A 19,213-nucleotide genomic window follows, 5' to 3' on the forward strand; every position below is an offset into this window, starting at 1 on the left:
GCGCAGGCGTGCGAGCGGCTCGGGCTGCCCGCGCCCGTCGCCGAGACCGTCGCGCTCGACCCGTCGTCGGCCGCCGCGGCGGTCGGGCGGTGGCGCTCCGCGGCCGAGCCGGTCACCGCGGTCGCGGCGTACAACGACGAGGTCGCGCTCGCGGTCCTCGCCGGGGTGCGCGCCGCCGGGCTGCGGGTGCCTGACGACGTGGCCGTGATCGGCGTCGACGACGTGCCCGCCGCACGGCTCGTCGACCCGGCGCTCAGCACCGTGTGGCAGGCGATCGACGCGCAGGCCGAGTACCTGGCGGCCGCGGTCCTCGCGGCGCTCGACGGGTCGGCCGAGCCGCCCGCCCGGCCGGACGACGTCTTCCACGTGGTCGCGCGCGACTCGACCTGACCGGCCGCCGGCGACCGGCCGGGGGCGGTGCCGCCCTGCGTCACCGCGACTCGACCAGTCACCGCGCCCGACGCGTCACCGCCTCCAGCGCCGGGCGGACGCAGGCGCACCCCGCCGGTGGAGCGACGGGGTGCGCCTGCGTGGAGCCCGGTCAGACCGGGTCGTGCACCATCCTCACTGGAACGTGAACCAGTTGACGTTGACGAAGTCCGCCGGCTGCCCCGACTCGAACGTCAGGTAGACGGTGTGCGTGCCGGTCACCCCCTGGATGTTCGTCGGGACCGTCCGCCACGTCTGCCAGCCGCCGGTGTTCGCGATCGCGAAGGAGCCGACGGGCTGCGCGGTGAGGCTGTCGAGCCGGACGGTCACCAGACCGCTGGCCCCGCCCGCGACGCCCGACGCGACCCGTGCGCTGAACTGCGTGCGCGCGGTGCTGCCGAAGCTCACGTTGTCGAACCGCAGGTGGTCGCCGTTGCTGATCCAGGCGACGTTCTCGCCGCCGTCGACGTCCTGCGTGCCCTCCTTCGCGACGCCCGCCATCCCGTTGTACGACTCGGCCTGGATCCGCGACGTCGCGTCGACGCCGGTGGACGCCGCGCTGGTCGTGACGGCGAGGCCGCCGGTCGCGGCGGAGCGGTTGCCGGCCGCGTCGTACGCCCGCACGGAGAACGTGTAGGTCGTGGACGCCGCGAGCCCGCTCGCCGTGTAGGTGCGGCTCGACGTGGTGCCGATCACGGTGCCGTTGCGCAGCACGTCGTACCCGGTGACGCCGACGTTGTCGGTCGACGCCGACCACGCGAGGGTCGTCGCCGACGACGTGGTGCCGGACGCGGCGAGGCCGGTGGGCGTGGACGGCGCGGTCGTGTCGCCACCGCCGCCCGACGTCGTCACGGTGATCGCCGTGCTGGTGGCCGACCGGTTGCCGGCGGCGTCGAGGGCCCGTACCGCGAAGGTGTAGGCGGTCGACGCGGACAGGCCGCTCGCCGTGTACGACGTGCCGGACGCGGTGCCGACGACGCTCCCGTTGCGCAGCACCTCGTACCCGGTGACGCCGACGTTGTCGCTCGACGCGTACCAGGACAGGGTCGTCGCGGACGACGTCGTGCCGGACGCGCCGAGGCCGGTGGGCGTCGAGGGTGCGGTGGTGTCGCCGCCGGTCGTGCCGCCGGTCGAGCTCGCGACGGACCGGGCGGGGACGGCCAGCGTGACGCCGTTGGAGAACGTCACGGTGATGGCGGACCCGCTCATGTTGGCGGCCTGGTAGGTCCGGACGCCGTTCTTGACGAAGACCGCGTGCAGCGGCGTGTTCGCGGTGACCGACCGGTCGACGGTGCCGAGGCCGGACAGGTTCTTCAGCCAGTAGAACGTGTGCGCCCGGGACTCGCCCTCCTCGACGGTGTAGGTGTTCGCCTGCGACCGGAACTGGGAGAGCGCGGTGGGGGCGTCGGCCAGGGCCTGGAACTCCCAGATGATGTCCTGCCAGACGGTCGCCGGCCCTCCGTTGTTGCGTTCGAGCTCGGTGAGGTTCCGGCCGATGTACGACGGGTTGTAGCCGAGGTAGAGGTGCCCGGCGGTCGAGGGCAGCAGGTTGATGCCCTGGATCATCTCCGGCTCGGCGCTGAACCACGTGGCGTACGAGCCGCCGTCACCCCAGACCATGCCGACCGTGGAGTGGCCGAACGCGGCCGGGAACGCCTCGTCGTCGGTGTCGAACCAGTAGTTCTCGATGGCCGACGCCTGCGTCGTGTAGAGGTAGATGCCGAGGTCACGGACGGTCTTGTTGCCCGTCGCCTGCCCCCACTGGATGAGGCCGCTCGCGAAGTTCATGCCCTCCGACGACGACTCCTGGTTGTTGCCGGCCCCGAACGCGCCGTGCCCGGACGCCCAGTCGTGGCCCGCGTAGATGTCGAAGTCGCGCAGGAACGGGAAGCGGGTGTCGTTGCGGTCCCAGTTCGCGGCGTCCTTGATGACGGTGTTGACCATGCCGCCGTACGCGGAGTCCGCGGCCCACGACGGGTCGAACTGCGCGACGGTCGCGGCGCCGACGACGTAGTAGCCGTAGTGGAAGTGGTGGTCGTTGAGGTCGGTGTCCGACCCGTACGAGGCGGGGTAGCCGATGAGGGTGCCCCACGACGGGTTGTACCAGAAGGCCCGGCCCGTCTCCCCGGAGGAGGCGGTCATCCAGTCTGTGAGGCGCGTCTTCATGGAGCCGAGCAGCGAGTCCCGCGCGGCGGTCTTGCCCGTGGCGTGGGCCATGTGGACGACCTGTGAGATCCGGCCGAACGCCTTGCCGGTCCAGTAGGTGTCCTCGCCGAAGCCCGCGAACGGGTCGCCGGTCGCGACCTGGTCGATGTACCCGCTGAGCTGGGTGGCGTCGGCCGAGCCGGCTGCGAAGCCCGTGTTGGCGAGCTGCGGCAGGACGCCGTTGAAGGTGGTCACGGTCGTGAACTGCGACGAGCCGACGACGACGCGCATCGGGCCGCGCGGCGAGACGTAGGAGTACGCGCTCGGCGTCGTGCCGGACAGGGTGTCGCGCTGGTGCGGGTAGAGGGCGTAGACGGTGCCGGTGCCGGAGCCCTGCTTGGCGGTCGTCGTGAACGCGTACGTCGCGGTCATCTTGGCCGTCGCCTCGTCGTACGACCACGACACCTTCGTGCCGGTCACGTGGTTGTGGGCGTAGGGCGCGTACGCGTTGAGGGCGGCCTGCTTGTCGGCCGTGCTCGCGCCGGGGGCGGTCGGCAGGACCGCGACGGAGAAGAACGAGCCGCCGTTGAGGCTCGAGCTGATCGTGCTGCCGGAGACGTTCCACGTGGAACCAGAAGGGCCGAACGCGGCGTAGTCGTGGCCGTTGATCGTGTAGCCGACGGTCCCGTTGGCGTTGGTCCAGACGGTCGGTGCCGCCGCGCCCGTGAGGGTCGCGTTGCCGCCGGTCTTCGTCGCGTAGACGAACGGCAGGCCGTGGCCGAACGTCGTCCGCAGGCTGCTGCTGCCGTTCGTCCACAGCTCGCTCACGGTCCAGTCGGAGTAGCCGTCGACCTTGCCGTCGGCGTCGAGACCGGCGATGCCGATGCGGAAGTCCTCGGTGTAGGGGTAGTGGTACTCGCTCACGCCCGTGGCCGTGCCGGAGATCGTCGACGCCGTCGGGTAGCTCACGCCGAGCCCGTTGGTGAACGCGTGGAACGCGAGCGGGTGGGCCATGAGGTTCTCGGAGATCGACGAGCAGCTGAACTTGCGCCACAGCAGCGACGTCCACCAGTCGTTCGTCGGGATCGCCCCGGCGGGGAAGTTCGACGTCACGTGCGCGCGCGGGTTGGTGACCGGGGTGTTGTTGCACTCGGTCGGGACGGCGCCGCCCGACGGGGTGCCCTCCGCGTAGCTGCCGGACCCCACGGCCACGGCCTCCGCGCGCGGCACCGGCAGGAACACGGCCTGCACCAGGTACGCCAGGACGGCCCCGACCACCACCATCGCCACGAACGCGCGGCGGTCCAGCGCGGGTCGGGACGTCCTCGCCCCCACCCTCCTCAGCTCGGCGTGAGCAGACATCCGGTCAACTCCGATCTCCTCGTCGCGACGCGGGACCGGCGACGTCGTCGTCGGGGTCGGGCGTGCGGGGCGGCGGCGCGGACGTCTGGATGACGGCGCACCGGACGAGCGGTCCGGCCGGTGCGGGCACAGGGGGGTGTGCGCCCCGGCACGGTGGGGGACTGCTTGGCAGCGGCCGGTGGCCGGGTCCTCCACGTTGAGGACGGATGGCCGTTGACTCGTGTCACCGGTGCTGCGGGGTTCAGGGTGGCCGGGCGCCGGAGGGATGTCAAGAGATCGGACGACTCACCGGTCCTGCGCCGCGGGTTCCGGTGGCCCGTCGGGCGGGCACCGGCTCGCCGTCCGCGGTCGAGGTCGTCGGTCGTGGCCGAGTTCGTCGGCGGTGGCCGAGTTCGTCACCTGGAGCCGGCGAGCTCGGCACGAAGTGACGACCTCGGCGCCAGAGGGGGAGTCGCCGGGGCCGGGGCCGGGGCCGTCGGTGCGGTGCTCAGGCGTCCGTGAAGCGGGACGCGAACGCGCCCGGGGTCATGCCCGTGACGCGGCGGAAGTCGCGGGACAGGTGCGACTCGTCGGCGTAGCCCAGGGACGCGGCCAGGTCGGCGACCGTCGTGCCACCCGCCCGCAGGCCGCCCGCGGCCTCGTGCAGCCGTCGCCGCTGCACCAGCCACTTGGGCGACAGCCCCAGCCGTCGGCGCGTCAGGCGCTGCAGCGTGCGCTCGGTGACGTCGAAGCGTTCGCAGAGCTGCGCGACCCGCCGCAGGTCCGGGTCGCCCTCGACGGCGTCGACCACCTGGTTCACCAGCAGGCCCTCGTCGTCGACCGGCAGGAACCGGCGCAGGAACGCGCCGACACGGTCCGTCGCGACGTGCTGCCGGTCGACGTCCGTCGGGTCGTCGCGCAGGTCGTCGTGCACGCCCGCGACCAGCGCGTCGACGTCCGCCGCCGACGTCGCGAGGGCCGGGCCGAGGTCCCCGTGGCGGCCCGTCCAGGCGGCCACCGAGCCGCCCGTGAGGAGCGCGCCCGCCGCGGGCTGCAGCATCACGCCGACCGCCCAGCCCGTGCCGCGCAGCGTCGTCGACGACAGGCCCGGCGCGACCCCGTAGAACCGCGCGTACGAGTCCGCGACCACCACCAGGCACACCGGGTACTGCAGGACCCGCTGCACCGCCGGCCGTCCGTCGGGCACGTCCCACGTCGGTACCCAGTACCGCCGCACCAGGTCCGCGAGGTCCGCCTCCGGCCCCCACCGACCGATCCGGAACGAGCGGTCGTCGGGGTCGACGAGGTGCGCCCGCTCGACCTCGTCGACGGCCCTGTCGGGTTTCATCAAGCCACCTCCCGCGCGTCCGCCTAGCGTCGCAGTCATGACCGACAACGCCACCCTCGACACCTACACCGAGCGCGCCGCGGGCATGCAGGCGGCGCTCGACGCCGTCTCGTCCGACGCCTGGGACGCGCCCTCCGCGTGCGCCGGGTGGACCGGCCGCGACGTCGTCGCGCACCTCGTCGACACCCAGCGCGAGTTCCTCGCGACCCACGGCGCCGACCTGCCGCCCCGGCCCGACCTGACCGACCCGCCCGCCGCCTGGCGCACGCACACCGCAGCCGTCCGCGCGCTGCTCGCCGACCCCGGGCTCGTCGAGCGCGAGTACGACTCCCTCGGCTCCCGGACGACCGTCGGCGCGACCGTCGACATGTTCTACGGGTTCGACATGGTCGCCCACCGGTGGGACGTGACCGCCGCCGACGGTCGCGCGTACCAGTTCGACGACGAGGGCCTCGACGCCATCGAGGGCATGGTCGCGGCCATGGGGGACATGCTCTACACCTCGGGGGTGTGCGGCCCCGCGCTCCCCGTCCCCGACGACGCCGACCGGCAGACCCGCGCGCTCGCGGCACTCGGCCGCTCCGCCACGGTCACCGTCTGACGCGACGTGCCGGACCGGGACGCGCACGGCGACCGCGCGCCCGAGTCGACCGACCTGACCTCGGGCTCCGCCCGACCCTGCCGGGTTCGGTCGGAGCGGCGGCGCGCGGACTCCGCGCGGCGTCGGCGGGCCGTCGGGGACGGCGTCGTGCCGCTGGATACCCTCGGTGCATGCCGGCCAAGGGGACGCGCAAGGCGCGGTACGCGGCGCGCCGCAAGCGACGCATGGACGCGGTCGAGCACGACCTCAGCGCCGAGCAGTGGGCCGCGCTGACCGCGGCGTGGGGCGGCTGCGCGTACTGCGGCGCGGCCGGCGTCCCGTTGCAGCGGGACTGCGTCCTGCCGATCTCCCGCGGCGGCCGGTACACGCTCGACAACATCGCGCCCGCGTGCGCGTCGTGCAACGCCAGCAAGTGCAACGACGAGGTGACGTCGTGGCTGCGCCGCAAGCGCCTGGACGAGCGCGCGTTCCTCACCCGCCACGTCGAGATCCAGTCGACCCTCGCCCGCACGGCGGCACCGACGCCGTGAGCCACGCCGCCGAGGTCGTCATTTCCGATCGAGGTCGTCACTTCCGTTCGAGGTAGTGAGCTGTAGCCGACGATCTCGGCACGAAGTGACGAACTCGGCGCGGTGCGGGGGGCCGTGGGCGGGTGGGGGTGGGGCGGTCTAGCCTGGCGGCGGGCGAGCGGAGGGAGAGCGGCGTGGTGCTGATCGGAGCCCATGTGCGGGGCGACGACCCGGTGGTCGCGGCGGCGGAGGTCGACGCGCAGAGCGTCCAGATCTTCCTGGCCGACCCGCAGGGCTGGAAGAAGCCGGTGCGACGTCCCGACGCGGACGCGCTCGTCGAGAGCGGCCTCGGGATCTACGCGCACGCGCCGTACCTGGTCAACGTCGCGTCGACCAACAACCGCATCCGCATCCCGAGCCGCAACATGATCGCGCAGCACGCCGCGGCCGCCGCCGACCTGGGCGTGCGCGGGCTCGTCGTGCACGGCGGGCACGTGGGCGACGGCGACGACGTCGCGGTCGGCATCGACAACTGGCGCAAGACGTTCGAGCGGGCGACGTTCCCCGTCCGGGTCCTGGTCGAGAACACCGCGGGCGGCGAGAACGCGTGCGCGCGGACGCTCGACCGCTGGGCGATGCTGTGGGACGCGATCGGCGGCTACGACGTCGGCGTGTGCCTCGACACGTGCCACGCGTGGGCGGCGGGGGAGGACCTCGAGACGATCGTCGACCGGCTGCGCGCGATCACCGGCCGGATCGACCTGGTGCACGCGAACAGCTCGCGCGACGAGGCCGGGTCGAGCCGCGACCGGCACGCGAACTTCGCGACGGGCACGATCCCGCCCGAGCTCATCGCGCACGTCGTGCGTGAGGCGGGGTGCGACGCGCTCGTCGAGACGCCCGCCGAGCGGCAGGCGGAGGACATCGCGTTCCTGCGGGCGGCGCTGGAGGCCTGACGCCGGTCGGCGCGGACCCCCTGCGGGCCGCAGCCGGGCGTGAGCGGCGCGGGCGACGGGACGGTCCCGGACGGGTGGCCGTGACGGCGTCGTAGGATCGACGGGCACCTGCGCCGACCGGCTGGTCCGCGGCGAGGGCGATGAGGGACGACGACACACGGAGCACGACGATGCGACGCATCACGCGGCAGCGAGGAAGCGGGGCGGCCGTCCTGGCCTGCTCAGGCGCGGGGCCGGCACCCGCCCGGCTCGCCTGACCCCTGCCCGACCTCACGACGGCACCACCCGACCGACACGCACCGCGTCGGTCGTCGTGCGCCGTCCGCACGGTCATGGCTGCGCGTCCGGCCCGGCGGGTGCCCCCGGTCCCCAGCCGTCGCTCCCGACCCGACCCCACGCGGCCCGGTCGGCACCGTCGACGACGCGGCCCCGGTCGACCCCGTCGACCGTGCGGCCCCGGTCGACGCGCCGACCCGCGTGGTCGAGGCTGGTGCGACGGCGACCCGTCGTCACGAGAGCCGAGAACACCATGAACCCCCTGACCGAAGCGCAGATCCGCGCGTCCTTCGTCAACTGCTCCAAGGGCGAGGCGTCGAGCCTCACCCTCCCCGCCGACCTGGCGGACACCCGCTGGGACCGCCTCGACGTCCTGGGCTGGACCGACCGGAAGGCGCCGTTGCGCGCCTACGTCGTCGTGCCCGTCGACGGCGGGGTCGTCGGCGTCGCGCTGCGGGCCCCCGAGACCGGCGGCAAGCAGCGCCGGGCCGTGTGCGCCTGGTGCGAGGACGTGTACTCCACCGACGACGTGTCGCTGTACGTCGCGCGCCGGGCCGGTGCGGCCGGTCGCAAGGGCGACACGGTGGGCACGCTCATCTGCACGGCGTTCGGCTGCTCGCGCAACGTGCGCCGCAAGCCGAGGATCGTCGAGGCCGGCGACGACCCGGCGGCGCTCGTCCAGCGCCGCATCGAGGGTCTGCGGGAGCGGTCGGAGCGGTTCGCCCGCGAGGTCCTGCGGGAGGTCTGACAGCCGCGACACCCCCGACCCGGCCGCACGCACGCGGTCGGGTCGGGCGTGCTGTCGCAGCCCTTCAGCCGGAGGCCGTACCGCCGAAGCCGGTGAGCTTGTCCGGGTTGACCTGCACGTACAGGTGCTCGATGCCGCGGTCGGTGACGTCGAGGGACAGCAGCGAGAACGGGGCCCCGTCGCGCGACACGAGGAGCGCGGGCGCACCGTTCGCCTCGACGACGGTGAGCGTCGCGCCGGTCCAGTACTTGCGCCACACGTTGTCCATGAACAGCGCGACCCGGTCGATCCCGACGAGCTCGACGCGCGACGCGTGCACCTTGCCGCCGCCGTCGGGGCGGGCGACCACGTCCGCGGCGAGGAACCGCTCGAACCGCGCGAGGTCCCCGTCGTTCGCGGCCGCGACGAACTCGTCGATGAGCCGCCGGTGCTCGGCGGGGTCGACGGGCACGGCCTCGCGGGTGTCGAGGCGCTCGCGGGCGCGGCGGGCGAGCTGGCGGGCGTTGGCCTCGGTGAGGTCGAGGATCTCGGCGACGCGGCGGTAGGGGTAGTCGAACGCCTCGCGCAGGATGTAGACGGCGCGCTCGACGGGCGTGAGGTGCTCGAGCAGCAGGAGCGTCGCGACCGACAGGCCCTCGGCGCGCTCGGCGCCGAGGGCGGGGTCGGCGGACGTGTCGACGGGCTCGGGCAGCCACGGGCCGACGTACGTCTCGCGGCGCGCGCGGGCGGACGTCGCGGCGTTGACCGCGAGCCGGGCGGTCACGGTCGTGAGGAACGCGGCGGGCCGTTCGACGACGGACCGGTCGGTGCCCTGCCAGCGGACCCACGCGTCCTGCACGACGTCCTCGGCCTCGGCGACGACCCCGAGCATCCGGTACGCGAGCCCGAAGAGCTGCGGGCGCACCGCGAGGAACTCGGCGAGCGCGGGGCCGTCGAGGTCGGAGGGCGCGGGGGTGGTCGTCATGGCGCTCACGCTATGCCGACCTCCCCGCGCCCCGCCGGTCCACGATCCGGGTCACGCGTGCACGGCCTGCGCGAACGTCACGGTGCCGAGCCGTGCGTCGCCCGCGGGCACGAGCGAGCCCTCGTCGAGGACGGCCCCGAAGTACGGTGCCGCGGGGTCGGCGACGACGGTGCGGGTGTCGCCACGCGCGGCGAGGGCGTCGCGGACGACCTCGTCGAACCGCAGCCGCTCGGGCCCGGCGATCTCGACGGTCCCGGCGGGCTCGCCCGCGGCGACGTCGGCGACGGCCCGGGCGACGTCCGCGGCGGCGACGGGCTGGAACGCGACGGGCGGGATCCGGACGACGCCGTCGACGGTGGACCCGTCGGCGATGGCGGCGACGAACTCGTGGAACTGGGTGGCGCGCACGACGGACCAGCCGATCCCCGACTCGTGGACGAGCCGCTCCTGGGCGACCTTCGCGCGCATGTACCCGGCGTCGATGCCGTCGGCGCCGACGATGGACAGCACGACGTGGTGCCGCACCCCGGCGGCGGCCTCGGCGGCGAGCAGGTGGCCCGTCGAGGTCGTGAAGAAGTGCAGGACGTCGTCGTCGGCGAACGACGGCGAGTTCGACACGTCCACGACGGCGTCGGCACCGGCGACGGCGTCGGCGACGCCCTCCCCGCTGACGGTGTCGACGCCGCCGCTCGGCGACGCGGCGAGCACGTCGTGCCCCTCCGCGCGCAGCAGCTCCACGACCTGGCTCCCGATCCGGCCGGTCCCTCCGATGACGACGATCCGCACGACCGTCCCCTTCCTGCTCACGGGTGCCGCTGGTCGGCGCCTCACCCTGACGACCGGACGGCGGCGGGTTTCGTGACACCGCGACGTGAACCGGCTGGGGCGAACGAGTGAAACGTGCGCAGACCCTGGGTGCCAGCACCCAGAAGCTATGGGGCGGTATTTCGTGTTTCATCACGGCGGATCCGGACGAAACCGCAGGTCAGTGACATGGCACGGGCACGAAAGATGGGCGCGTCGCCGAAGCAGCCGGCAGGCCCACCCTCCTCCTCGAGACCGGATCACGCATGCCCGGCCACGCCGCCCCGCCCTCCGTCCGTCCCCGTCGCCCGCGCGTCACGCGGTGGCTGTCGCGCGCCGTGCGCGGGCGCCGTCCGCTCGCGGCGGCGCTGGTCCTCGCGCTCACGGCACCCCTCGCGGCCGTCACGGGTGTCGTCGGTGCGCAGGCCGCGCCGACGTCGGCGCCGCTGGTCGTCGAGCAGCTCGAGGTGACCGGTGGGGCGACCCTGACGTCCCCGCAGCCGGCGGCGTCCCCGTCGTACGCGCGCGACACGTCGTGGACGGCGGGCGACAGCGCGGCGACGGTCGAGCTCGCGGCGTCCTACCGGTGCGCGAGCGACACGCTGCACTGCCCGGGGGCGGCGGCGACGTTCGTCCTGGACCGGCTGCGTCTCGACGCGGCGGTCGCGGTCCCGGGCGGCCTCGACGTCGACCCGGTCATCGCGTACTGGGCGGACGCGGCGGCGACCGTCCCGGCGGCGACGTTCGCGTCGGCGGTCGCGTTCACGGTGGAGTTCCGTGAGCCGCTCGACGGCGGCGGCACGGGCCTGGTGGCGGGCACGACGGGCACGCTCGCGGTCCGGACGAAGGTCGTCGCGCCGACGGCGGGCGGCCCCCAGACGGGCTCGGCGGTCGTCACGACCGTGCCCGCGGCGGACGGCGCGCTGCCGTCCCGGGTGCGCGTCTCGACGGAGTTTCCGGTGAGCCTCGCGACGACGACGACCCTGTCGTGGGCGAAGGACGGCTACCTGTCGGGCGTCGACGCGGGCGCGGACTCCCCGACGAACACCGCGACGGTGACGAGCACCCTGACGGGCGACCCGGCGGACGCGCTCACGGTGAGCTGGCCCGCCGCCCCGGCGACACGGCCCGCGGCCGGCACGGTCGGGATGCTCACGGACCTGACGTCGGCCGTGGTGTCCACGTGGCCGACCGGTGCGGCGCAGGTGCAGGTCACGGGCTGGCGGTGGACGGGTCCGTCGTCCGCGCCCGCGCAGGTGGACCTCGGCACGGTCCTCGCGCCGACGGGCGGGGCGACGGCGACGGGCGACCTGCTCGCCGCGCTGACGACCGCCGACCGCGCTGCGCTCACGGGCCTGCGGCTCGTGTTCACGGCCGCCGACGGCAGCACGATCCCCACGGGCACGGCCTCGGTCCTCACGGTCGACGTGCGCGAGCACGGCAGCGTCGACTCGACGCCGGTGCCGCGCGGCGGCTCCGCGGACTACGTGACGGACGCCCCGGCGGGCGCGTTCGACGCCGCGTCGGACCTCAACACGCTCACGGTGACGGCCTCGGCCGCGACGGTCGCGCGGCGCGGCACGCAGACGTCGGTCGAGACGTCGCAGTCGCGCGCCTTCCGCGTGTCCGACCCCCGCGCGTACGCGGGCTCCGCGACGACGCTCGTCCCGCTCGCGGGCGGCACGCTGTACGGCGGCGGGTTCGTGCTCGGGACGTCCTCGGGGACGAACTGGTCGCGCCGGGCCGTCGAGGAGCTCGTCGTGCAGGTCCGCCCGGACCAGGCCGACGTCACCGCGACGAACGGCCTGCTCGACCCCGACCTGCCCGCCGTCGACGCGCGGACGTTCGGGTCGGGCCTCACCTTCGCCGGCTTCGGTGCGGCACGCGACGGCGGCGGCACGGGCCCCGCGGCGGACGGCTCCGGCGCGTCCCTGGTCGGCCTGGCCGGCACGGGCGCGGTCGTGACGCTCCGCGTGACCGCGTCGAGCGGCACGCCCGTCCCGTTCGTGCTGGACGCTGAGGACCCGACGCCCGCGCTGCCGACCACCCCCGGCGACCTGGGCCTGACGGCGTGGTCGCAGGTCACGGGCTTCACGGTGACCGTCGACGGCGGCGGCGCCGTCGTGCCCATGGGCGCGTCCGTGACCGTCCCGTACCTGCTGCGCTCGGCGACGTCGGCCAGCCCGCAGACGTACGCGAACCACACGCGCGCGACGACGCGCCTCGGCAGCGACACCTCGCGGGTGCTGCCCCGCACGGCCCGCAGCGGCAACCGCCCCGTGACCGCGGCGACGGTCGCGGTCGCCGTGCCGACGGTCGGCGTCGAGGGCGGCAAGGAGGTCGTCGAGCCGTACGTATCGACGACCGCCGGCTCGACCGTCCAGACGGTCCTCACCGCGACGGCCCGGCCGGGCGGCTCGAACCACCTGCCCGACACGCTGGTCGTCGAGGACAGCGCGCGTGCGACGTCGGGCTCGACGACCGCCACGGCATGGTGGAACATCCTGCAGCCGACGTCGATCCGCCCGCAGGCCGGGACGGTCACGGTCGTGGACTACTACACGACGGTCGTCAGCGGCGTGCCGCAGTGGACCCGGTACTCGGACGACCTGACGACGCTCGTCGGCGCGGACACGTGGCGCGGCTTCCGCGTCACCTCGACGCGCACCGACGGCGAGCCGTTCACCGACCGTGAGTCGGTGCGCACGGCCGTGACGTTCGCGGTCCGCACGACGCCGCTCGCGGCGTGGCCGGGCGACCGCGTCCTGCGCAACGTCGCGACGGTGACGTCGACGCGCGTCGTCGAGGGCTTCACCGTGACGAGCACGCCGTACCCCGTCACCGACCGCACGACGGGCGTCGTGCCCGGCGTCGGCGGCACGCCCGCGCTGGTCAAGCACCTCGCGTCGCCCCGCAGCGGCGTCGAGGGCATGGCGGGCACGAACGTCGCGACCCTCACGTGGGGCACGGCCGGCACGCAGCAGGGCTCGGTCGTCGTCGCGGACGGCAACGGCCTCGCGGACGGTGTCGCGACGCCGTCGACGGGCCGTGCCGACTCGTTCTGGGACACGCTCGACCTCACCCGGGTCCGGCCGATCACGTCGGGAGACGTCGCGTCGCCAGGCTCGGCGTACGACCCGTACCTGGTGTTCGACGCGGTCGCGGACGTGCAGGTCTTCGACGTCACCGACGGCCAGTGGCACTCGCTCGCGACGCACGAGCTCAGCGGCGGCGTCTGGGGCCTCAAGGCGGGTGCCCGGTCGGACGTGACGTTCGGCGGCACGGTCGCGACGGGCGACTTCCCGTACCGCGGCTCGTTCCCCGGCGTGACGATCCAGCCGGTCCTGCGGGAGCGGGTCGGCGGCGTGCGCCTCGTGTACGCGCCGCGGACCGACGCGGAGCGAGCGGCGAACGTCCCGACCGACTGGCGCACGGCGCTCCCCGCCGTGCCGGACGGTGTCGTCGCGCCGACGCCCGGTCTCGCCCGCGAGGTGCAGCTCGAGGTCGCCCTGCGTGACCGCTCGCGCTTCGACGGCACACCCGTCAACGACGCGTTCGCGTACACCGGCGGGACCGACGCGGGCCGCGTGACGAACTCCGGCCGGGTCACCGGCTGGACGGGCGACGACGGCACGGGCTCCGCGACCGACCTCGGCGGGCCCGTGAACGGCGCCGACGACCGCACCTTCCGCGTCACGCCCGCGTCGCTGGGCGTCTCGATCGACAAGACCTGGCTGCGCGACGCCAACGGCGAGCCGCTGACCACCAGCGAGCTCGGCCGGCTCGGCCTGCCCGTCGGCGCCGGTGCACCCGACTCCGAGTACCCGACGGCCACGGTCACCGTGACCGCCCGGTCCACGAGCTCGACGCGCGTCGACGCCTTCACCGTGACGGAGCCCGCGGGGATCGACGCACCCGGGGCCGTCCTCGGCGCGGACGACCCGTTCGCGCGGTTCGCGATGACCGACCTCGTGACGATCACCGACCTCGCCGGCAGCGGCGCGACGAGCACGGACGTCGTGCTGTACCGGGCCGGCCCCGGCGGCACCGTCACCGAGGACCCCGTCCTGACGCGCGCGGCCGCGCTCGCGCTGCCCGCGGGCGACCTCGTCGACATCGTCGGCGTCCAGGTCCGGTACCGGGGGCGCATCGCGGTCAACGCGACGGCGACCCTCCAGGTCGGGACGCGACTGCTCGCGCAGGGCCGCGTCGACGGCGAGGCCCCGCAGGACGTCCTGGCCGACCGCGGTGACCTCACCGTCGTCGACGTCGCGCGGGCGACCGTCGAGGACGCGCGGGTGTGCGCGAACGAGACCGGTACGACCACGCCGATCGCGACGTGCACGACGACCGCCCCGCTGAGCCGCGACGACGACGCCCAGGTCACGGTGCACGAGCCCGACGTCGAGGCGTTCCCCGCGCTCGCCGTCAGCCCGGCCGACGTGCAGCGCGACGCGGCCGACCCCGCGGTGGCCGTCACGCTCTCCGCGCAGAACTTCGGGCTCAGCGAGGCGGACGAGCTGCTCGTCACCGACGCCGACGCGCGGTTCTTCAACGCGGTCGCCGCCGAGACCGTGCGTCTCGACCGGCTGCCCAGCGGCGCCGAGGAGGCCGAGCTCGAGGTCGTCCTCGCGGACGGCACGCTCGACGTGGGCCCGTACGGCACCTACACGGGCACGCTCGCGTGGCAGTCGTTCGGCATCCGCACGGCGCTCGGCTCGACGTGGGACCTGGCCGCGCTCGCCGCCGCCGAGGGCGCCACGGCCGACGACGTCGTCGCGGTCCGCGTCCGCTTCCGCTCGACCGCCGGCTCACGCATCGCCGCCCCCGGCCAGGGGTTCGGCCAGGCCGTACTCGACGGGCGCCTGCGCGAGGAGCTGCGCACCGGAGGCCTGCCGAGCGCGCTCGGTGCGGCCGACTGGACGTTCCGCGGCGACGCCGAGCTCACGGCCAACCCCGGCGAGAGCGTCCGGGGCCGCGTGAGCAACCGCGTGTCCGCGACCGCGATCCGCGGCGGGCTCGCCGCGGCGGAGAACTGGACGAGCGTCGTCCCGGTCGCCGTGCACGCGGGCGCCGCGACGGTCGACCTGCAGAAGACCGAGCTCGACGTCCAGGGCCGCAAGCCCGGCGACGCCGTGCAGTACCGGATCACCGTCCGGAACACCGCGTCCGGCACGACCGCTGCGGACCTCACCGGGCTCGTCGTCACCGACGTCCTGCCCGAGGACGGCTCGCTCGAGTACGGCACCGCACCCGGCGGCGGCTCGCCGTGGCAGGTGCAGGGGCTGGGCGGCGGCCCGAGCCCGATCGGCGACCCGACCGTCACGGTCGTCGACGGCACCGTCCGGTTCGCGTGGGACGACGACGACCGGCTCGCCGCCGGTGCGGGCGTCGAGGTGCTGCTGTGGCTCACCGTCTCGCGCGACCTGTCGACGTCGACCGTCGTCAACGCGGCGCTCGCGACCTCGGCCAACCGGCCGCCCGTCGCCGCGCCCACCGGCGCCGACGGCGGGACCGCGTGCCGCGCCGGCACGTACGACGCGACGAGCGCCACGTGCCGCGTGACGGCCGCCGCGCTGACCATCGGCGGCGCCAACGTGTACGTGTCCGAGGAGTGGGTGCGGGCCGCCGGCGCGAGCAGCGCCGTCCGGACCGTGGGCGGGGCCGCCGCGTGCACCCCGCGCGGCGCCGGCGCGGGCGACCGCGACTGGTACCGCTACCCGTGCGCGGTCGTCACCGAGGCCGGCGCGACGACGCAGTGGCAGGTGCAGGTGACCAGCCGCGCGACCGTCGGGACGGACCGCCTGGAGATCGTCGACATGCTGTCGCAGGTCGGCGACTATGCCGCGATGGACGCCCGCGCGGGCTCGTCGCGCGGCAGCGCGTGGCGGCCGGTGTGGGACGGCGTCGTGCCGGCCGTCGTCGCGGCCCCCGTGGGCGCGACCGCGGAGATCTACACGACGACCGCGGACTACCGCTCCGGCGGTCTCGCGCCGAGCTCCGACTTCGACCCGGTCCCCGGGACGTGGAGCTCGACGCCGCTGACGCCCGGCAGCACGGTCCCGGCCGCGGTGGCCGCACGCGTCACGGGCTTCAAGGTCGTGCTGCGGTTCGCCGCGGGCGACCTGCTGAGCAGCGGCGAGAGCGTCCGGCTGCAGTGGGCCATGCGGACCCCGCTCTCGGGTGCGACGTCGTCGACCGACACGTGGAACTCGTTCGCGTTCCGTGTCCCCGCCAACCCGGCCGCGGGCCGCCCGCTCGACGTCATGTCGGTGCCGCTCAAGGCCGGCGCGCGCTTCATGCCCGCCTCGACGACCGACCCGCTCGTCGCCGTCGGCGACCGCGTGTGGCTCGACACGGACCGCGACGGCATCCAGGACCCGGGCGAGCCCGGCGTCGGCGGCGTGGTGGTCGACGTCTACCAGGGCACCGGCGCGGGTGCGACGTGGGTCGCGGAGGCGACGACCGACGCGACCGGCGAGTACCTCGTCGACGGGCTCCCGGCCGGCACGTACGAGCTGCGGCTCACGCTGCCGCCCGCCGTCGCCGCCCTGCACCGCTTCACCGCGGACGGCGAGGGGGCCGACGACGTCGACTCCGACGCCGTCCCGGACGGCGCCGCCACCGCGGTGATCAGCCCCGTCGTGCTGCCCGCGGCGATCTCCGGGACGACCGTCGCGGTGGCCGACATGCCGACCGCGTGGCAGACCGCGCACGCGGGGCTGGCGGCGACGTTCGTCGACACGACGCGCGACGGCGGCCTGCAGCGGCGTTGGCTCGCGGTCGGCGACCGCGTGTGGTTCGACGTCAACCGCGACGGCCGTCAGGACCTCGGCGAGGACCCGGTGCCCGGCGTGACCGTCCGCCTGCTCGACGCCACGACCGACGCCCTGGTCGCGACGACCACGACGGCCCCCGACGGCTCGTACGCCTTCGGGCGCCTGGAGCCGGGCACGTACGTCGTCGAGGTCCGCCTGCCCGCGTCGCTGTCGTCCCGCTGGACGTTCACGGCCCCCGGCGTCGGTGCGGGCGACGGTGACTCGGACCCCGTCGCCGTCACCGGCGCGGTGGGCCGGACGGCACCGTTCACGCTGACCGAGGGGGCGGGCGGCCGCATGGTCGCCGCCGGCTCGCTGCCGACCCTGACGGCCTGGTCCGACCTCGCCGCGGGCGACGCCGAGTACGCCGACCCGACGCTCGACGCCGGCCTGGCCGAGCGGCCCGTGACCGTGGGCGACCGCGTGTGGGTCGACCTCGACGGCGACGGCGTGCAGGACGCGGGCGAGCCCGGTCTCGCGGGCGTCGTGCTGACGCTGTCGGCGGGCACCACGCCCGGCGGCCCGGCCGTCACCGACGCCGCGGGCGCGACCGTCGGCACCGTCACGACCGACGCGGGCGGCGCGTACGCGTTCACCGGCCTGCTGCCCGGCACCTACACGGTGGCAGTCGACCCGGTCGCGTCGGCGGGGGTCCTCGAGGCCTTCCGGGAGTCGCCCACGGGCGGCCCCGACCCGGCGACCGACTCGTCCGCGGGGTCGTCGACGTCCCGGGCGCTCCTCGGCGGCGAGCAGGACACGACTCTCGACTTCGGGTTCCGCCCGCTGCGCGCGCTCGGCGACACCGTGTGGTTCGACGTCGACCGCGACGGTGTGCAGGACGACGGTGAGCCCGGCATGCCCGGCGTGACCGTGCGGCTGCTCGACGACGCGACGTCCGCCGAGCTCGCGACGACCACGACGGACGCCGACGGGCGGTACCGGTTCGACCTCCTCGAGCCCGGCGCGTACCGGGTCCAGGTGGAGCTGACCGGCGCTGACGCGGCCCGGTACACGTTCACGACGACGGGTGCGGGCACGGCGGCCGGGGCCGACTCGGACGTCGAGCAGGACGGCGTCGGCGGCTCGGCCGCGGGCCCCGGTGCGGGCTCCGGGTCGGGTGCGGGTGCGGGTGTCGTCGCGACGACGCGGACCGTGACCGTCGGACCTGGGCAGCCGGGCGAGCGCGCCACGACGGCCGCGGACGGGCTCGTCGCGACCCTCGTCGACCCGACCTGGGACGCGGGCGTCGTCGAGCGGACCGTGCAGGTCGGCCACGTCGTCTGGTTCGACGAGGACGAGGACGGTCTGCAGGGCGCCGACGAGCCGGGCCTGCCCGGTGTCGTCCTCACCCTGACGACCCCCGACGGCCGGGCCGTCACCGACGCCACGGGCACCCCCGTCGGCCCGGCGACGACCGACGCCGACGGCCGGTACACCTTCACGGGCCTGCTGCCCGGGCGGTACGTCGTGGCCGTCGACCGGATCGCGTCGGCGACCGCGCTGCGCGGCTACGCGCCCACCACGGCCGAGGTCGGCGCCGACCGGGCCCTCGACTCGTCGACGTGGACGGTCACGTCGGCCCTGCTGGTCGGCGGCGAGCAGGACACCACGCTCGACTTCGGGCTCGTGCTCGCCGACGACGTGCAGCTCGCGCTGCGCAAGACGGCGGTCGCCCGGGACGGTGACCTCGTGACGTGGGAGGTCACGGTCGCGTCGACCGGCACGCAGGACGCGTACGCCGGGTTCACGGTCGTCGACACCCTGCCCGCGGGGATGGCGTACGTGAGCGGGTCGGGCGACGGGTTCGTCTGCGCGACGGGCACGGGCACGGGCACGGGCGTCGCGCCCGCTCCGACCGCCGGCACCGGCGACCGCGTCGTGACCTGCCGGCTCGACGGCCCGCTCGCGTCGGGCGACACCGCGACCCTGCGCGTCGTCACCCGCCTGACCGACCCGCGCGCCGACGTCGCGAACACCGCGACCGTCACGACCGCGGGCCACGGGTACCTGTTCGAGGTGGCCGGCGCGGAGTCGCTCGCGTGGAGCGACGCCCCGCCGCTGCCGCCCGCGGCCCCGGTCGTCGACCTGCCGCGGACGGGCGCCGACGTCGCCGGGACGGGCCTGCTCGCGCTGCTCCTGCTGCTCCTGGGCGGCACGCTCGTCGTGGCCGTCCGCCGGGGCCGGGCCTGACGGTGGACCGGCCCGACCGCCCCGGCCACCGCGGCCGGCACGACCCGCACGACGGGCACGGCCGGCCGCCGGGCGGCGGCGACC

Annotated in this window: 10 protein-coding genes; 6 read left to right on the forward strand and 4 right to left on the reverse strand. The window is 75.3% G+C overall.

Features of this window, described 5'->3' with window-relative positions:
- Nucleotides 1-390 (forward strand): substrate-binding domain-containing protein (locus tag CBZ_RS10310; RefSeq protein WP_165446727.1); only part of this gene is annotated, 390 nt, incomplete at its 5' end.
- Between the two features lie 174 nt (nucleotides 391-564).
- Here the strand turns inward: CBZ_RS10310 and CBZ_RS10315 are convergent.
- Entirely contained in the window at nucleotides 565-3,909 is a 3,345-nt protein-coding gene (locus CBZ_RS10315; RefSeq protein WP_246013255.1) for a glycosyl hydrolase, read from the reverse strand.
- A 514-nt stretch (nucleotides 3,910-4,423) separates the two neighbouring features.
- A complete protein-coding gene (locus CBZ_RS10320; protein WP_130781474.1) occupies nucleotides 4,424-5,263 on the reverse strand; it encodes a helix-turn-helix domain-containing protein in 840 nt (279 codons plus the stop codon).
- Nucleotides 5,264-5,300: 37 nt separating this feature from the next.
- Here CBZ_RS10320 and CBZ_RS10325 point away from each other — a divergent pair, with 37 nt between their 5' ends.
- The 4 genes from CBZ_RS10325 (at nucleotide 5,301) to CBZ_RS10340 (ending at nucleotide 8,353) form a co-directional block, all read left to right on the forward strand.
- The gene (locus tag CBZ_RS10325) at nucleotides 5,301-5,864 is read left to right on the forward strand and encodes a TIGR03086 family metal-binding protein (RefSeq protein WP_130781475.1); all 564 of its coding nucleotides are present in this window, start codon (nucleotides 5,301-5,303) and stop codon (nucleotides 5,862-5,864) included.
- Between the two features lie 170 nt (nucleotides 5,865-6,034).
- Nucleotides 6,035-6,394, forward strand: a complete 360-nt coding sequence (locus CBZ_RS10330; protein WP_130781476.1) for an HNH endonuclease — start codon at nucleotides 6,035-6,037, stop codon at nucleotides 6,392-6,394.
- 173 nt (nucleotides 6,395-6,567) lie between these two features.
- The gene (locus tag CBZ_RS10335) at nucleotides 6,568-7,329 is read left to right on the forward strand and encodes a deoxyribonuclease IV (RefSeq protein ID WP_218022750.1); all 762 of its coding nucleotides are present in this window, start codon (nucleotides 6,568-6,570) and stop codon (nucleotides 7,327-7,329) included.
- A gap of 529 nt (nucleotides 7,330-7,858) precedes the next feature.
- Nucleotides 7,859-8,353: an FBP domain-containing protein gene (locus tag CBZ_RS10340; RefSeq protein ID WP_130781477.1), complete on the forward strand. Its 495-nt coding sequence runs from the start codon at nucleotides 7,859-7,861 to the stop codon at nucleotides 8,351-8,353.
- A 64-nt stretch (nucleotides 8,354-8,417) separates the two neighbouring features.
- Here CBZ_RS10340 and CBZ_RS10345 read toward each other — a convergent pair whose 3' ends face one another.
- Both CBZ_RS10345 and CBZ_RS10350 read right to left on the reverse strand, forming a co-directional pair.
- Nucleotides 8,418-9,317 carry an RNA polymerase sigma-70 factor gene (locus CBZ_RS10345; RefSeq protein WP_130781478.1) on the reverse strand — a complete coding sequence of 300 codons (900 nt, stop codon included), beginning with the start codon at nucleotides 9,315-9,317 and terminating at the stop codon, nucleotides 8,418-8,420.
- A 51-nt stretch (nucleotides 9,318-9,368) separates the two neighbouring features.
- A complete protein-coding gene (locus CBZ_RS10350) occupies nucleotides 9,369-10,124 on the reverse strand; it encodes an SDR family oxidoreductase (RefSeq protein WP_246013256.1) in 756 nt (251 codons plus the stop codon).
- A gap of 263 nt (nucleotides 10,125-10,387) precedes the next feature.
- On the opposite strand from CBZ_RS10350, the gene CBZ_RS10355 reads away from it, so the two are divergent.
- Nucleotides 10,388-19,129 carry an SdrD B-like domain-containing protein gene (locus CBZ_RS10355; protein ID WP_130781479.1) on the forward strand — a complete coding sequence of 2,914 codons (8,742 nt, stop codon included), beginning with the start codon at nucleotides 10,388-10,390 and terminating at the stop codon, nucleotides 19,127-19,129.
- The last annotated feature ends 84 nt before the right edge of the window (nucleotides 19,130-19,213 follow it).

The organism is Cellulomonas biazotea, assembly GCF_004306155.1.
Taxonomy (GTDB): domain Bacteria; phylum Actinomycetota; class Actinomycetes; order Actinomycetales; family Cellulomonadaceae; genus Cellulomonas; species Cellulomonas biazotea.

What these genes read in the sequence shown, in the direction of transcription:
- CBZ_RS10320 (WP_130781474.1), bottom strand. Translation starts at nt 5,263, where the DNA reads ATGAAACCCGACAGGGCCGTCGACGAGGTCGAGCGGGCGCACCTCGTC.
- CBZ_RS10325 (WP_130781475.1), top strand. Translation starts at nt 5,301, where the DNA reads ATGACCGACAACGCCACCCTCGACACCTACACCGAGCGCGCCGCGGGC.
- CBZ_RS10330 (WP_130781476.1), top strand. Translation starts at nt 6,035, where the DNA reads ATGCCGGCCAAGGGGACGCGCAAGGCGCGGTACGCGGCGCGCCGCAAG.
- CBZ_RS10340 (WP_130781477.1), top strand. Translation starts at nt 7,859, where the DNA reads ATGAACCCCCTGACCGAAGCGCAGATCCGCGCGTCCTTCGTCAACTGC.
- CBZ_RS10345 (WP_130781478.1), bottom strand. Translation starts at nt 9,317, where the DNA reads ATGACGACCACCCCCGCGCCCTCCGACCTCGACGGCCCCGCGCTCGCC.
- CBZ_RS10355 (WP_130781479.1), top strand. Translation starts at nt 10,388, where the DNA reads ATGCCCGGCCACGCCGCCCCGCCCTCCGTCCGTCCCCGTCGCCCGCGC.